The organism is Bifidobacterium sp. ESL0827, assembly GCF_052606685.1.
Genome location: NZ_CP199597.1, coordinates 502,781 through 518,036 on the forward strand (window position 1 = coordinate 502,781; position 15,256 = coordinate 518,036).

Annotated in this window: 13 protein-coding genes; 12 read left to right on the forward strand and 1 reads right to left on the reverse strand. The window is 62.8% G+C overall.

All coding sequences use genetic code 11. From position 1 onward, the window contains the following. The first annotated feature begins 244 nt into the window (after positions 1-244). From mraZ to ACUIAI_RS01905, 12 genes are all read left to right on the forward strand, one after another. Complete coding sequence (gene mraZ, locus ACUIAI_RS01850; protein ID WP_445342454.1) at positions 245-727, forward strand: division/cell wall cluster transcriptional repressor MraZ; 483 nt, start codon at positions 245-247, stop codon at positions 725-727. Between the two features lie 11 nt (positions 728-738). Then, entirely contained in the window at positions 739-1,830 is a 1,092-nt protein-coding gene (rsmH, locus tag ACUIAI_RS01855; RefSeq protein ID WP_445342455.1) for a 16S rRNA (cytosine(1402)-N(4))-methyltransferase RsmH, read from the forward strand. Beyond that, positions 1,827-2,318, forward strand: coding sequence for a hypothetical protein (locus ACUIAI_RS01860; RefSeq protein WP_445342456.1), 492 nt, complete (start codon positions 1,827-1,829; stop codon positions 2,316-2,318). The genes rsmH and ACUIAI_RS01860 overlap by 4 nt, the downstream gene beginning before the upstream one ends. Beyond that, the gene (locus ACUIAI_RS01865; RefSeq protein WP_445342457.1) at positions 2,315-4,096 is read left to right on the forward strand and encodes a peptidoglycan D,D-transpeptidase FtsI family protein; all 1,782 of its coding nucleotides are present in this window, start codon (positions 2,315-2,317) and stop codon (positions 4,094-4,096) included. The genes ACUIAI_RS01860 and ACUIAI_RS01865 overlap by 4 nt, the downstream gene beginning before the upstream one ends. Positions 4,097-4,142: 46 nt before the next feature. Continuing rightward, complete coding sequence (locus ACUIAI_RS01870; protein ID WP_110412594.1) at positions 4,143-5,024, forward strand: UDP-N-acetylmuramyl peptide synthase; 882 nt, start codon at positions 4,143-4,145, stop codon at positions 5,022-5,024. 9 nt (positions 5,025-5,033) lie between these two features. Continuing rightward, positions 5,034-6,560: a UDP-N-acetylmuramoyl-tripeptide--D-alanyl-D-alanine ligase gene (locus ACUIAI_RS01875; protein WP_445342458.1), complete on the forward strand. Its 1,527-nt coding sequence runs from the start codon at positions 5,034-5,036 to the stop codon at positions 6,558-6,560. A 74-nt stretch (positions 6,561-6,634) separates the two neighbouring features. Further along, positions 6,635-7,738, forward strand: coding sequence for a phospho-N-acetylmuramoyl-pentapeptide-transferase (gene mraY, locus ACUIAI_RS01880; protein WP_254476986.1), 1,104 nt, complete (start codon positions 6,635-6,637; stop codon positions 7,736-7,738). Positions 7,739-7,817: 79 nt separating this feature from the next. Continuing rightward, positions 7,818-9,257, forward strand: coding sequence for a UDP-N-acetylmuramoyl-L-alanine--D-glutamate ligase (murD, locus tag ACUIAI_RS01885; RefSeq protein WP_445342459.1), 1,440 nt, complete (start codon positions 7,818-7,820; stop codon positions 9,255-9,257). Next, positions 9,241-10,464: a peptidoglycan glycosyltransferase FtsW gene (locus tag ACUIAI_RS01890; protein ID WP_445342460.1), complete on the forward strand. Its 1,224-nt coding sequence runs from the start codon at positions 9,241-9,243 to the stop codon at positions 10,462-10,464. Before murD ends, ACUIAI_RS01890 begins: the two co-directional genes overlap by 17 nt. 70 nt (positions 10,465-10,534) lie before the next feature. After that, positions 10,535-11,767: a UDP-N-acetylglucosamine--N-acetylmuramyl-(pentapeptide) pyrophosphoryl-undecaprenol N-acetylglucosamine transferase gene (locus ACUIAI_RS01895; protein WP_445342790.1), complete on the forward strand. Its 1,233-nt coding sequence runs from the start codon at positions 10,535-10,537 to the stop codon at positions 11,765-11,767. A gap of 232 nt (positions 11,768-11,999) precedes the next feature. Further along, entirely contained in the window at positions 12,000-13,475 is a 1,476-nt protein-coding gene (gene murC, locus ACUIAI_RS01900; RefSeq protein ID WP_445342791.1) for a UDP-N-acetylmuramate--L-alanine ligase, read from the forward strand. Then, complete coding sequence (locus ACUIAI_RS01905) at positions 13,472-14,749, forward strand: cell division protein FtsQ/DivIB (protein WP_445342461.1); 1,278 nt, start codon at positions 13,472-13,474, stop codon at positions 14,747-14,749. The genes murC and ACUIAI_RS01905 overlap by 4 nt, the downstream gene beginning before the upstream one ends. On the opposite strand, the gene dtd is transcribed toward ACUIAI_RS01905, so the two are convergent. Further along, positions 14,742-15,242 (reverse strand): D-aminoacyl-tRNA deacylase, encoded by a 501-nt coding sequence (gene dtd, locus ACUIAI_RS01910; protein ID WP_445342462.1) that lies wholly within the window; start codon positions 15,240-15,242, stop codon positions 14,742-14,744. The genes ACUIAI_RS01905 and dtd overlap by 8 nt on opposite strands. Positions 15,243-15,256: the final 14 nt, after the last annotated feature.

Genomic DNA, 15,256 nt, shown 5'->3' on the forward strand with positions numbered 1-15,256 from the left:
ATGATCCAATATACCGCTCGACCTCTACTTTTTCGGCCCGGCAGACCCTTGGCCGCGCCCTCTTTGCCGGGTGGCGAAACGCCGGGGCGGACCCTTTGGCGAGTCGGATGGTTGGGTTTGGGCCTGAAGTGGTGTCAAGGTGGTGAGCAATGGGGATAAGTGGGGTAAAGTGGGGAGCACTGCGTAGGGGACGCTACCCGATGGGGTCGTCCCATGGTTACCGAACTGGCATTGGAGGTGGGGCATGGCCGATACATACGACGCAGATGCCGCCTCGCCTTCCCTGCCGCTCATGCTTCTGGGCACCTACACCCCCAAAATGGATTCCAAGGGCCGCCTGGCGCTGCCCGCCAAGTTCCGCGCCCAGCTGGGTCAGGGCCTGGTCATGGCCCGCGGCCAGGAGCGTTGCGTCAGCCTGCTGCCAACAGACGAATTCCGGCGGATGGCAGTGCGCATCCAACACACATCCATGGGCGACAAGTCGGCCAGGGACTACCTGCGCGTATTCCTGTCCGGTGCCGTCGACCAGGTCCCCGACAAGCAGGGCCGCATCCTGGTTCCGCCCATGCTGCGCTCCTATGCACGGCTGACCGGCCCCGTCGTGGTCATCGGCGTGGGCACCCGCGCTGAGATCTGGGATCAGGATTCCTGGACCGCTTACTTGGAGAGCAAGGAGCAGGGCTACGCCGATATTGCCGACGATGTTCTTCCGGCGGTGGATTGCTGATGGAGGCCCTCATGGAAAATCGCAATCCTCCCGATCAGGAGGCCGTGGACAGGGGCATGGTCCACCGTCCGGTCCTGCTGGAGCGCTGCCTTGCGCTGGCCCGGCCCGCCTTGGAGCGCCCGGGGGCCGTGGCTGTGGATTGCACGCTGGGCCTGGCTGGTCACGCCACCGCCTTCCTCAAGTCCTGCCCTGAGGCCCGTCTTATTGGCATCGACAGGGATCTTGAGGCCCTGGATCTGGCTACAGGCCGGATGCGCGACGAGGGCCTGGCTGACCGCTTCACCCCGGTGCATGCACCCTTTGACCAGCTGGACCGGCAATTGGACGCACTGGGAGTAGGCCAGGTGGACCTGGTCTTCATGGATTTGGGGCTCTCCTCCCTGCAGATCGATCAGCGCGACAGGGGATTCACCTACCGGCAGGATGCTCCGTTGGACATGCGCATGGACACCAGCCAGGAGCTGACGGCCGCACAGGTCCTGGACGAGTATGACCAGGAGCACTTGGCCGACATCTTCTCCCGGTATGGGGAGGAACGCTATGCAGGACGCATCGCCCGGGCCATCGTGGAGGCCAGGCAGGAGCAGCCGCTGACCACCTCGGCCCAGCTGGACCGTCTGGTCGACAGGACAGTACCGCGCGGCCACCGTCCTCCGGGCAATCCGGCCAAGAGGGTTTTCCAAGCCCTGCGCATCGAGGTCAACGGGGAGCTGGACCGTCTGAGGCGCACCCTGCCCCAGGCCATTCTGCGGCTGGCCCAGGGAGGTCGTCTGGTCGTGGAGTCCTATCACTCCCTGGAGGACCGCATGGTCAAGCGCTTCATGGCACCTGGTCTGCATGTGGACCTGCCGGCTGGCATGCCGGTGGTGCCCGATCAGGCCCGTCCCTATCTGTCGGATCTGACTCATGGGGCCATCAAGGCAGACGCGGCGGAGCGGGAACGCAACCCCCGGTCCGCCTCCGTGCGCCTGCGGGCCGTGGAGATGATCGGAACCATCCCTGAAGAGCGTCGTCGTCGGCTTCAGGCCGAGGCCCGTGGTGAGGTCTCAGCTGATCGCCATCGCCGCGTGGGTCACGGTTCGGAATCGAGGCGCCGGTCATGACCATGCCAGCACGTTCGGTCCGTTCCAAGGCCTCCCCGGACAAGGGCCATCCCCGTATCCAGGAGATGCCCACCAGGCCCGAGCTCAGTCTGATCAAGGGCACAGGCAAGACCGGCAAGGCGCGCCAGCCGGAACGAGGTCCAGTGGCTGAGGGGGCCCGGCGTCTGATCGGCTGGACTCGGACCCGGGGCAATCCCCTGCTGCGGATCATGACCTCGGTGGTTTTCCTGGCGGCCTGTATGTTCGGCTCCCTGATGCTGCGCACCCAGATGGTCCAGGATTCCTTCGAAGCCACCCGGATCCAGCGTGAGATCAGCAATCTCAACCAGGACGTCCAGGATGACCAGAACAAGCTCGACCAGCTCCAGGCCTCCCTGCCGGACAAGGCCCAGCAGTTGGGCATGCAGCCCCAGCAGGGTCTGAACTCCATCGATTTGCAGGGCTACAAGCCCCCTCAGGATGCTCAGGGCAGGGTGGGGCATCCATGAGCGGCAAGGGCACCAAGCGCTCCTGGCACCTGTCCTTCTGTAAGCGTTCGCTGTCTGTGGGCCTGATTCTGATCCTGGTGGCTGCTCTGGCCCTGGGCAAATTGGCTTACATCCAACTCTTTGACGGAAGGTCCATGGCCCAGGCTGCTGCGGCGAGTCGCACTGTGCCGCACACCATCAAGGCCCAGCGTGGCCGGATCCTGGATGTCAATGGCCGGGTGCTGGCACAGAACCTGGAGCGATACAACATCATCGGTGACCCCGAGGCGGCTGCCTCCTTCATACCTATCAACTGCACCAAGCGCACCGGCAGCGACTGCCACAGCATCAAGGGCCATCCGGTTGGCGCTGACGGTGCTGCCGGCGTAGCACGCCTCCTGGCGCCGGCTCTGGGGATGAACGCCATGGAGCTGGGCGGCAAGCTCAGCGTCCCTGGACGGTACGTGGTCCTGGCCAAGCGGGTGACTCCTGAGGTCAAGCGTTCCATCGATAAACTGGGGCTGCAGGGGATCATCACAGCCGAACTGAGCAGTGAACGCACCTATCCGCATGCGGATCTGATGGGAGCCCTGATCGGAGGCATTGACGACAGCGGCAAGGGTGTGGCCGGGATCGAACAGATGGAGAATCGGCGGCTGACCGGCACTGACGGCTATACGGTCTATCAGCAGGGGATGCTGGGCCAGGAGATTCCTGGAACCATGACCCGTCAGCGCAATCCAGTCAACGGCAAGGATGTGAGACTGACTATCGATCAGGACGTGCTCTGGTACGTCCGTCAGGCCCTCAAGTCAGGCTGCCAGAACTATCATGCGGACTGGGCTCTGGCAGTTGTTCAGGACACCCGTACAAACGAGATCCTGGCGCTGGCCGATACCGACGATTACCAGGCTGGCAGCGATCAGGCCAAGGTTAACTCCTCCAGGGCGGTGGCGGAGACCTTCGAGCCCGGTTCGGTCGGCAAGACCATCTCAGCTGCGGGCATGCTCCAGGAGCAGGTGCACTCCATGACCGACCGCTTTACCGTGCCCGATCACATCACCGTTGACAAGCAGCAATACAAGGATTCCTTCAACCATGGGGACGAGCATTGGACGTTGGCCGGCATTCTGCAGAATTCCTCCAACGTGGGCATGGTCATGGCAGGCCAAAACTACCCGGACCAGAAGCGCTACGACTATCTGACCCGCTTCGGCATCGGCCAGGTATCGGCCCTGGGTCTGCCGGGGGAGTCCAAGGGACTGCTGACCACGCCTCAGACCTGGGACCGGCGCACCCGCAACACAGTTCTGTTCGGTCAGGGCTATGCCACCAATGCCGTCCAGCTGACCAATGCCATCGCCACCTTGGCCAACAAGGGGGTCCGTTCCGACCAGACCATCATCCGTGGTCAGGGCGCCGTAAAAACCAATCAGGTCAGGGTCGTGGACGAGAAGGTGGCCGCTGAGGTCATGAACGCGATGGAGTCAGTGTCAGAGAAATACGATAAGATGGTCAAGGTAGAAGGCTACAGGATAGCTGCCAAGACCGGAACCGCCGAGGTGGCCGACAGTTCCGGCAAACTGAGTGGCATCGTCAGCGATTGGGTGGGTATACTGCCCGCTGACGATCCCCGCTTCGTGATTACCGTAGTGCTGAAGAATCCCCAGGGCAGTGCCGGGATTTTCGGCGGCGTCACCGCTGGTCCCATCTTCGCTCAGATCGGTGAATTCCTTATGCAGAAATACCAGGTCCCTACGTCCACGCCCAGAACCGATGCTATCCCGGTAACATGGTGATACCGGCAGGCATCATGGCGTTCCCGGACAAAGGAGAGATTGCAGCATGAGTGCGCTGAGTGAATCAATCTCCCGACGGTTGACCCTGGGTCAGCTCAAAGGGCGCTATGGGCTTACCTTGGTCCCCGACTTCGCTGAACCAGTTACGGTGACCTCATTGGTGGATGATCTGCCTTCAGTGCGGCCTGGCAGCTTGTACGTACCTGCAGGCCAACAGGTGGACCAGGGCATGATCGAGGAGGCCGAGCGTCGTGGGGCCTATGCAGCTCTGCTACCGACTTCGGCCCGTCAAGAGGTGGGACGAGCCCGCATACCTCTGCTCTTCGGCACCATGCATGCCTGGCAGATGGGCCAGTTGCTTGCCAATACCGCAGGGGACCCTTCGGGAGCCTTGGCTGTGTTCGGCTTGGTCGGTTCTCAGGTGCAGGATCAGGTGGATCTCTTGGCCGACTTTCTGCACGTGCTGGGCAATCCAGTTGGCATTCTCAGCTCTAAGGGTTCATACTCGTTGGATCGGCGACTGGACCTGGAATACCCCCTGAGCATGTTCGATGTGCAACGCAGTCTCTCCATAGCTCTAGAGGACGGGGCGGCCGCCATGGTCATCTCCGTGGATGAGCAGACTCTGGCCAGGGATGCCCTCCAGGCTGTGGACCTGGATGTGGTGGCCCTGGGTGCCCAAGAAGGCTCCACCCGTGATATGCGGCACGTGCGCCTGATCTCCAAAGCCCGTCGATACGGGTTCAACCTGGGCGGGCACACCATCGTGGCCCGGCGCAACGAGGAATCAGATGGGCTGGCCCGCCAGTCACTACCCGCGGATGCAGAAAGCGACGATCTGTCCCTGTGCATCGCCATGACCATGGCCGCCGGTGTCAAACGCAACAACATCAGGAGCGCCCTGCGCGTCTCCCGCGAAATGTCCTGAGAGGTGAGGATGAGTCAGTCTGTAGGGGCCGGGTCCATGCCCATGACCCTGGAAGAGGTCGTCGAATATGTGCACGGTCGGCTGGTTGAGGCCGATCCTGGTCGCGAACCCGACCGTCGGTCCGTGCGCATGCGGGTGGTGACCGACTCCCGGCAGGCGGGGGCCGATGGACTCTTCGTAGCCATCAAGGGCGAGCACGTGGACGGGCATGACTATGTTCCCGGCTTGGGGACCAAAGGCTGTCGCGCGGCTCTGGTCGACCATCTCGTTCCGGACGCTGACCTGCCGCAGATTCTTGTGGATGATACGGTTGCTGCCCTGGGGATGCTGGCACGGACCAACATGGACCTTCGGCGTGATGCCCCGGGCCCCTTCACGGTCATCGGCATCACCGGTTCTGTCGGCAAGACTACGACCAAGGATCTGCTGGCTTCCTTGTTGGCCATGCTGGGCCCTGTGGTGGCCCCGGTTGGGTCTTTCAACAACGAGATCGGCCTTCCTCTGACCGCCTTGGAGGTAGGGCCGGACACCCGCTACTTGGTGGCGGAGATGGGTGCCAGCCACGTGGGCGAGATAGCAGGTCTGACCCGAATGGTTCCCCCGGACATGGCCCTGGTCCTCAAGGTCGGAGTAGCCCACCTGGGCGAATTCGGCTCCGTGGAGCGCATCGCCCAGGCCAAGAGCGAGATTGTGCAAGGCTTGGTGCCGGGTGGGACTGCTGTGCTCAATGCAGATGATTCCCGGGTGGCCGCCATGGCTGACCTGGCCTCTGGGCCCGTTCTGCAGTTTGGCATGGCCGCTCAAGACGGCGGGCAGGACCGCGACCTGGACGGTTCGGCTCGCTATCTGGACAGTGACAGCCTGGACAGGCCGGCTTTCGAGCTGCGTCTGCGTGGTCAGCAACCAATTCGGCTGCGTCTAGGCATTCCGGGACGGCACAATGTCATGAACGCCCTGGCCGCCGCCACGGTGGCCCACGCCTTAGGGCTGGACGCAGGGCGCATCGCCGATGAATTGGGCCGACAACAGCGGATCAGCCCACATCGGATGGCTGTATCTTCGGTCCAGCTGCCGGATGCCTCCTTCACCCTGATTGATGATTCCTTCAACGCCAATCCCGACTCCGTGCGGGCCGGTCTAAACGCTCTGGCCGCTTGGAGAGGATCCGATGGCACGGTCTATCGGATAGCAGTACTGGGGGTCATGCTTGAACTGGGCGATCGAGGGGAGCAGCTGCACCAGGAGATCGGTGCCTACTGCCGTCGTCAGGGCATTGATGCATTGGTCGCAGTGGGTTGCCGGAATCAGCAGATGGACGGTCTGGTCCAAGCCCTGGTCCGTGGTGCCGGCGGCCCATCCGATCCAAGCGAGGATCAGCCTGGGGTCATGCGGGTCCTCTTTGCCCAGGACGCTGACCAGGCTGACCAGATGGTTCGCCGCCTGTGCGCCAAGCATTCGGGCGGGAAGAATCTTGTCCTTCTCAAGGGCTCGCATATGTCCGGCCTATCCGATCTGGCCGACCGGTGGCAGGGCTGAGCCATGAATCTACTGGCATCCCCGCAGCGGGGTCTAATATTCAAGGACAGAATCCAAGAGTTGGAGTACACACTGTGATTGCCCTCATCATCGGAATCCTGGTCGCCCTGGTGGTGACGCTGGCGGGGACCCCCTTGCTGATACGACTGGTCCACCGCCTGCACTACGGCCAGTACATCCGCCAGGACGGGCCCAAGTCCCACTTGGTCAAGCGCGGCACCCCGACCATGGGCGGGCTGGTCATCAACTTGGCTATTCTGCTGGGCTGGGCAGCCTCGGCGCTCTACCGTTACCTGTCGCGGGGGGAGTCCGTGTCCCTGTCGGCCTTGCTGGTCCTGTTCGCCATGCTCTCCATGGGCTTCCTGGGCTTCATCGACGACTTCGCTAAGGTGCGTAAAAAGCAGAACCTGGGTCTGTCGGTCAGGGCCAAGTTCATCGGCCAGTTTATTTTGGCCACCATATACGCGGTGCTGGCTCTGAAGTTGCCCACCAAAAACGGCTACCCCAGCGCCCAAGCGGGCATATCCTTCGTAGAGCAGCCCATCATCGACTTCCGAATGGCGGGCAGCGTCCTGTCCGTGGTGCTCTTCATCATCTGGGTCAATCTGCTGATGACGGCCTGGAGCAATGCGGTCAACCTGACTGACGGTCTGGACGGGCTGGCTTCAGGCTCCTCTATGATCGCCTTCGTGGGTTACACGGTTATCGCCTTCTGGGAGAGCTATCACTTGAAGGGTGGCGGCCATCCAGGCCATGCCTATGCGGTCTCTGATCCCCTGGACCTGGCCATCATCGCCTGCTGTGCGGCTGTGGCCTGCTTCGGCTTCCTCTGGTACAACACCAACCCAGCCTCCATCTTCATGGGCGATACCGGATCCCTGGCTCTGGGTGGGCTCTTCGCAGCCTTGTCCATCGCCACCCATACCGAGCTTCTGGCGGTCATCCTGGGCGGGCTTTTCGTGGGAGAGGCCGCCTCCGATGTCATCCAGGTGGGCTACTTCAAGCTCACCCACAAGCGGGTCTTCAAGATGGCGCCCATCCACCACCACTTCGAGCTGATGGGCTGGCAGGAGTCCAAGGTGGTTGTCCGGTTCTGGATGGTGGACCTGATCTTCGTCCTGTTGGCCTTGGTCTGCTTCTATGCCGACTGGGTGGTCCGCTCCGGGTTGCCCATCTGAGCGCGTCCATTCACGGTACCGGACTTCGGCAGCCGGTATCATGCCAAGCAGGTGCCGGAGCTAGCGGAATGAGGTATTCATGAATATGGACTTGAGCCAGAAGCGTGTACTGGTCGCCGGGCTGGGCATTTCCGGACGGAGCGTGGCCGCAGCCCTGCAAGGTCGGGCGGCCGGGGTGACCACTGTGGACCAGCGCGCTCCGCAGGCCGATCTCCATGACTTCGACCAGGTGGATTGGAGCCAGGTGGACCTGGTCATGGCTTCTCCTGTCTTCAATCCGCGCACCCCATTTATCCTTGAGGCGCAGCGTCGCGGCATCCCCGTGGTCAGCGAGGTGGAGATGGCTTGGATGCTGCGGGTGCCCTCAGCGCGAACCGGTCGGCCAGCGCCTTGGATCGGGATCACCGGCACCAACGGCAAGACCTCGACCACCAGGATGGTCGCCTCCATGATGCAGGCCAGCGGGGTTACGGCCCCTGCGGTTGGCAACATCGGCAAGGCCGTCTCCACAGCCGTCCTGGATCCCGACAATGACATGCTCTGCGTGGAGCTGAGCTCCTTCCAGCTGCATTTCACCTTCTCGCCGGCCCTGGAGTGCGCGGCCATCACCAATCTGGCCGACGACCACCTGGACTGGCACGGGGGCTTCGAGGCCTATGCGGCCGACAAGGCGCGCATCTACCGGGGGGTGCGCAAGGCCCTGGTCTACAACGCCGACGACTCCCGGGTCTCCGACCTGGCCAGACAGGCACAGCCAGCCCCAGGCTGCCGACGGGCGGGCTTCACCCTAGGCCGGCCCGAGTCTGGACAACTGGGCGTGGAGGACGGCTGGGTCGTGGACCATAGCGGATTGACCGGTCAGGACCTTGAGGAGGGCGTCAGGCTGGTCCGGGTGGCCGATCTGACGGACCTGTGCGAGCCTGATGGCACGGTCTATCCCCATCTGCTGGCTGATGCGCTCTGCGCTCTGGCTCTGGCGCTGGGCGCTGGGGCCCGGGTCGGCGCGGCCATCGAGGCCATACGCGCTTTCACGCCCGGCGACCACAGGATCAGCACCGTGGCCACCCTGGGCCAGGGTTCGCAGGCCATCCGATTTGTAGACGATTCCAAGGCCACCAACGCCCATGCCGCTGAGGCCTCCTTGGCCAGCTATCATGACGGCCAGGTGATCTGGTTGGCCGGTGGGCTGGCCAAGGGCGCTCGCTTCGACGATCTGGTCCGGTCTCGCAGATCCAAGCTGGCAGCAGCCGTGATCATCGGCCAGGATCAGCAGCCTATGGTCCAGGCCATCAAGGACCAGGCGCCCGATCTGCCGGTTACCATGATTGATCCTGATGCCGGTGACCAGGTCATGGCCCGGGCCGTTCGTGCGGCCGGTTCCTATGCGCGGCCCGGTCAGGTGGTTCTGCTTGCACCTGCCTGCGCCTCCATGGATCAGTTCGCATCCTATGCCGACCGGGGCGACCAGTTTGCTGAGCAGGCAACGCAATGGGTCCACGAGCATGAAGCGCGGCACTGATCCGCACACGGCTCCCTCCCGGGTATCTGGCGGCAAGGGGGACTACCGGGGCTGGCGGGCTATACTCAATCCGCTCTGGTGCTACTACGGCTTTCTGGCTACGGTCGTCGCCACCACCGTTTTCGGTCTGATGATGGTCTTCTCTTCCTCGGCTGTGGATCTGGTGGCCCAGGGCAGCTCACCCTGGAGCCAGGTCATTCGCCAGAGCATATACGCAGTGATAGGGCTGTTGCTGGCTCTACTGGCCTTGAGGATCAGCATCGACCACTACAGGAGCTGGTGCACCTGGTTCCTGATCGCCAGCCAGGGCGTCCAGCTGCTGACCCGCACTCCGCTTGGGCGTTCTGCTAACGGTAATGAGGGGTGGATCTCGGTGGGGGGCATCTCCATGCAGCCAGCTGAGCTGCTCAAGCTGGCCCTGTGCTTGTGGCTGCCCCAGGCCCTAATCGAAGCCCAGCGGCAGGTCGGCAAGGATTCCAACTTGAAGAGCCTGGCCAAGGCCTATGCCAAGCCGGCCACTGGATTTGTGGTCAGTTTTCTGCTGATCATGCTGGGCAAGGACCTGGGAACGGCTATGATTATCGTCATCATTGGCTTCGTGGCCTTCCTGGTTTCGGGCTTTCCCCTGCGTTGGCTGCTCAGCCTGGCAGTCCTGGGGATGGCTGCAGTCATCGGTTTTTCGGTTTACGGTAACAGCAACCGGACCCAGCGGATCATGGCCGCCTACGGCAAGTGCTCGGCTGATGACATTCAAGGGGTCTGCTACCAGTCCATCCACGGACTGTACGCCATGGCCTCGGGGGGTCTGACCGGGGTCGGACTGGGCAACTCCAGGGAAAAGTGGAACTATTTGCCTGAGGCGCACAATGATTTCATCTTTGCTGTCATCGGCGAGGAGCTGGGCTTTGTAGGGGCGGCCATGCTTATTCTGGTCTTCGTGGTCATGGGCTGGTGCATGCTGAGAATCGCCCTGACTACCAGGAACCGGTATGCGGGCATGGTGCTGATTTGCCTGGATGTGTGGCTGGTGGGCCAAGCTCTGATCAACATCTGCGTGGTTCTGGGCCTGCTGCCGGTCATCGGGCTGCCCCTGCCCTTTGTGTCGGCCGGAGGGACCGCCCTGATCTCCTGTCTGGCTTCGGCCGGGGTGGCTCTGAAGATGATTCGGACCCAACCGGACGTGATGGCAGCCACGGACGGGTCCTGAGATGCGGAATGGACATGGCGGAAAGGAAGCGGATTCGCGGATGACGACAGCGACGAGGACCGAGAAAGGGATGCCTGGGGTTGCCCAGGAGCATGCCGGAAAAGGCATTGGTCCCCATCTGGTGTTGGCCGGCGGGGGGACGGCAGGGCATGTCAACCCCCTGCTCAGTGTGGCTGCGGCTATTCGGGAGCGCTGTCCCCAGGCGGCTGTCAGCGTGATCGGCACCGCTGTCGGGCTGGAGCATGACCTGGTGCCAGCTGCTGGATTTCCCTTGGACCTGATTGAGAAGGTTCCCTTCCCTCGTCGTCCCGGCAAGGCCGCCCTGGACTTCCCCCGACGTTGGCGACGTGAGGTGCAGCGGGTCCGAGGGTATTTGCAGGATCGGTCGGCCGAACTGGTGGTCGGCTTTGGCGGCTATGCCTCAGCGCCGGCCTACAGGGCTGCACGGAACTTGGGCCTGCCCATCGTCGTCCATGAGCAGAACGCCCGGGCGGGCATGGCTAACAAGCTGGGTGCCCGCTGGGCCGATTTCGTAGGTACTGCCTATGAGAACACAGGCATTCGAGCCCGAGCCGGTGTGCCAGTGCGCCGCGTGGGTTTGCCTTTGCGGCCGACCATCGCCCGACTGGTCAAGCAGATGGAGGCTGACCCTGCAGGAGCCCGCCGGGAGTCTGCGCATTCTCTGGGGTTGGATCCCGATAGGCCCATCCTGTTGGTGACTGGGGGATCCTTGGGAGCGCTCAGCCTGAACAAGGCGGTGGCTGGCGCAGCCCGGCAGCTGTTGGACCGAACCCAAGTAATCCATCTGACCGGTCGTGGCAAGGCCGACCAGGTCAGGGAGCAGGTTGCGGCTGACCTGGGTGATGGGGCCATCAACGATCTGGACCCGGCTCACCGGGGCCAAGGGGACTATCACATGGCTGAATACCTGGAACGGATCGATTTGGCCTTCGCCTGTGCTGATCTGGTGGTCTGCAGAGCTGGTGCAGGCTCTGTCAGCGAGCTGGCCGCCCTGGGCGTGCCGGCCGTCTACGTGCCCCTGCCCATCGGCAATGGTGAGCAGCGGTTCAACGCGCAGCCGGTCGTTAATGCCGGGGGAGGGCTCATGGTGGACGATGCGGCCCTGGATGCTAAATGGGTGGCTGATCATGTCCCTGCTCTTATGGCCGACGAGGATAGGCTGGCTGACATGCGCCGAGGGGCTTGGGAGTACGGGATTCGCGATGCCGCCCAGGTGATGGCCGAGCAGATCCTGACCATGGCTGACCAACACCTTGCCCGCAAGGAATCTGGGAGGGCCTAATCGGGCATAATGGAGGCAGGCGACGGGCGACCGTCCTGGATGGTCATGAACTGCTGGAGGAGATGCAACTACTGTGCCCAAGCATGAATTGAATACAGTGCCCGGTCGGCAGGATGGCGGTGACCGGTCCCTGCCGGTCCTGAACCCCTGCCTTCCTGCCCTGGCTCAGGCCGGAGTGCGCGACCCCAAGGATCTGGGACCTACACACTTCATCGGCATCGGCGGGGCAGGGATGAGCGTACTGGCCGAGATGCTACACCAAGAGGGGGTGCAAGTTTCCGGATCCGACCGTGCTGAGGGGGACAAGACCCGACGCCTTCGTCAGCTGGGAATCCGGGTCGCCATCGGTCAAGAAGCCTGCAATGTGGCCGGGGCCCGCACGGTGGTCTGGTCCAGTGCCATCAAACCTGACAATCCCGAGATTCTGGCAGCTCGTGACGCGGGTGCCCGGCTGGTCCATCGCAGCGACATTCTGGCCCTGCTTATGGCCTCCAGGATTTCGGTCACCGTGGCTGGAGCACATGGCAAGACCACCACCAGTGCGCTCTTGGCTCACCTGCTGACCAATGGCGGCCGAGGAGATCTGGCCGATCCCAGCTATGCCATCGGGGGCAGCCTCCAGAGCAGCCAGGGACCCATGGACGGCGGGCACGTGGGAGCCGGACGGGTTCTAGTGGCCGAAGCGGACGAGTCCGACGGCAGCTTTGGCAAGTACACTCCTGACATCGCCGTCATCACCAACGTGGAGCCCGACCATCTGGACCACTACGGCACGGCTGATGCCTTCCACCAGGCCTTTGTGGAACATGCCCGGCATGCCCGACGTTTCCTGGTGGTTTGCGGGGACGACCAGGGGGCCCTGGAGGTGTTGCGGCGGCTGCAAGGGGACTGCCGCGCCAAGATCATCGTCTATGCATCAGATCCCCGGCTGAGCATTGACTCCCTGCCTGGGGTTCTGGGCCTGGTCCGCATCGGGTCCGAGTCCGAGAGCAGCGGCAGCGGCCGTGAACATTGCCGTCTGGCTCTCCCCGCGCAAGTGCTCCAGGCGGCAGGGTTGGATGTCAGCAAGCCTCTCGATCTGCAGGTGGATTTGGCGATTCCCGGCATCCACAACGCCCGCAATGCCGCCGCAGCCATCATCGCCGCCATCCTGCTGGGGATGGATCCTGATACGGCCTCCGCTTCCGCCGCCGACTTCCGTGGGGCCTCTCGACGCTTCGAGGTTCGCGGATGCCAGCATGGGGTCACCGTAGTGGACGATTACGCCCATCATCCTACGGAGATCGCCGCCCTGCTGACCGCCGCCAGACGACGTTATCCGGGCCGGACCATCAGGGTGCTCTTCCAACCCCACCTGTATTCGCGCACCGCCATCTTCGCCGACCGTTTCGCTGCCGCTCTGTCCCTGGCGGACGATGTGACGGTCACTGACATCTTCCCCGCCCGTGAGCTGGCCAGCGATTTTCCGGGCGTGGATGCCGGAACCATCCCTGCCGCAGCCCGCAAGGCATCGGACCAGAAGTCTCAGAATACTGGGAATAGGTCGACCGGGGCCGTCTTCCGGGCCTGCCCGGATATGCATCAGGCAGCTCTGGATCTGGCCGAGCGGGCGGAGCCGGGGAATGTAATCCTGACCGTAGGCGCCGGTGACGTCACAGACATGGGGCCGGTCATTCTTGACAGGCTGGCTGAACGGGACAAGCAGTGAAGACCGGCAAGGGCCGCAGCGCCTCCAGCGGAGCCTCGTCCAGAACCAAGGCCGTCCGGGCTGCCAAGGCCGCACGGACGGCCAGGTCTGGACATACCAAGCCTTTGGAAGAAGGACTGCGGACTGGCAGAACAGCTAGATCGGGCGAGTCAACCGTCTCAGATGCTTCGGTACAGGCCAGCCGGTCCAAGGTTGAAAAAACAGGCAGTGAGGGCAGACGCCTTAGGCGGTCAAGGTCTCTCAAAGGTTCGAAGCGTCTCAAGGGTCGTCCGAGTCGTTCCAAGAATACAAGCGGCTCACGGACTCGTAGCGCCAGATCCGCCTCATCATCCTCCCGCTCGCTGGTAAAAGGCAGTAGCGCATCAGTCTCCAAGTCTGTGGCATCCAAATCCGCGACTTCTCATTCGACAAGTTCGGCCGAAGGATTCGTCGATGCCCGGGCCATACCGCCGGACCGACCCGTCTCGGGCAGAATAGGCACCGACCAGGAGGACCAGGGTCTGGGGATCTTCGTCCGGCCCAAGGTTCTGGATTTTCAGGCCCGAGTGCGCGAAAAGAAGAAGGTCAGCCGCAGGCTGGTCTTGATCCGGACAGGTGTAGTCCTCCTGGTTATAGCTCTGATAGCAGGACTGGCATGGCTGCTCTTTCTTTCGCCGGTCTTTCGCCTGCAGACCGACAAGATCAATGTCAGCGGCGGCAATGCCTGGGTGTCCAACGATCGAGTGGTCTCAATCGTGGCCAATCAGGGGGATCGCTCTCTGCTGCTGATTTCCACCAATGGCGTAGAGCAGGAGATCAGCGGCATGGCCGGGGTGACCGATGCCAAGGTCAGCAAGAGTTTTCCGCACGGTCTGGAGGTGACCTTCGATGCCCAGGAGCCTACTGCGGTCTTCAAGGATGCGCAGCGCAAACTGACGGCCGTCGACAGACAGGGGAGGGTGCTCAATACTGTGTCCAAGCCGGTCGGGGGGGTGCCGGTCATCCAGGTGGCTACCGTCAAGCGTGCCCAGAAGGATCAGGCGGTCAGGCAGACCCTGCGGATTCTGTCAACCATGCCCGAGGCCATGCGCCATTCGGTGACCAAGGTGACTGCGGAAACCCAAGACTCCATTACCACCGAGCTGGACCAGGGCAAACATGTCATCATCTGGGGCGACGGCTCTGACCTGAAGCTCAAGCAGGCCGTAGTCGACAAGATCATCAACGATCCATCCAAGATCGGCGACAAGCATCAGCTGGATGTGTCGGCGCCCCTGAGGCCCATTGTCAAATAGTCGCTGAAGGAGCTGCCGGCTTCATCAATCTGTCGGTGTCCAGCAGGATGGTCACCGGTCCGTCGTTGACCAGATCCACTCGCATGTGGGCGCCGAAGCGTCCGGCGGCAACCGGCACACCGGTTGCCTCCAAAGCTCGGTTCAGATCCTTCCAGACGCTTTGGGCGTGTTGGGGTTCTCCCGCAGCCATGAAGCTGGGACGGTTGCCGTGACGAAGATCCGCGTAAAGAGTGAACTGGGAGACGGAAAGGATGGAGCCGCCGCAATCAAGGATTGACCGGTTCATCCGGCCCTTCTCGTCGGCGAAGATGCGCATCCGGGTCAGCTTGCGGACGGCATAGTCCACCTGGTCAGCCCCGTCCCCGTTCTGAACGGCCACCAGGAGCAAGAGGCCCATGCCAATGCTCTGGGGTTTGAAATCTGGATCCTGCTGCCCCTGCTCGTCGACCACATCGACCCTGGCACGGCTGACCCGCTGTATGACGATTCTCATGCTTTTAGTCTAAA

Bases quoted from the DNA above. Each gene is read 5' to 3' on its own strand.
- ACUIAI_RS01895 (WP_445342790.1), top strand. From the start codon at position 10,535: ATGCCTGGGGTTGCCCAGGAGCATGCCGGAAAAGGCATTGGTCCCCAT.
- ACUIAI_RS01870 (WP_110412594.1), top strand. From the start codon at position 4,143: ATGAGTGCGCTGAGTGAATCAATCTCCCGACGGTTGACCCTGGGTCAG.
- murC (WP_445342791.1), top strand. From the start codon at position 12,000: ATGAGCGTACTGGCCGAGATGCTACACCAAGAGGGGGTGCAAGTTTCC.
- rsmH (WP_445342455.1), top strand. From the start codon at position 739: ATGGAAAATCGCAATCCTCCCGATCAGGAGGCCGTGGACAGGGGCATG.
- ACUIAI_RS01890 (WP_445342460.1), top strand. From the start codon at position 9,241: ATGAAGCGCGGCACTGATCCGCACACGGCTCCCTCCCGGGTATCTGGC.
- ACUIAI_RS01875 (WP_445342458.1), top strand. From the start codon at position 5,034: ATGAGTCAGTCTGTAGGGGCCGGGTCCATGCCCATGACCCTGGAAGAG.
- ACUIAI_RS01865 (WP_445342457.1), top strand. From the start codon at position 2,315: ATGAGCGGCAAGGGCACCAAGCGCTCCTGGCACCTGTCCTTCTGTAAG.
- mraZ (WP_445342454.1), top strand. From the start codon at position 245: ATGGCCGATACATACGACGCAGATGCCGCCTCGCCTTCCCTGCCGCTC.
- dtd (WP_445342462.1), bottom strand. From the start codon at position 15,242: ATGAGAATCGTCATACAGCGGGTCAGCCGTGCCAGGGTCGATGTGGTC.
- ACUIAI_RS01860 (WP_445342456.1), top strand. From the start codon at position 1,827: ATGACCATGCCAGCACGTTCGGTCCGTTCCAAGGCCTCCCCGGACAAG.
- murD (WP_445342459.1), top strand. From the start codon at position 7,818: ATGAATATGGACTTGAGCCAGAAGCGTGTACTGGTCGCCGGGCTGGGC.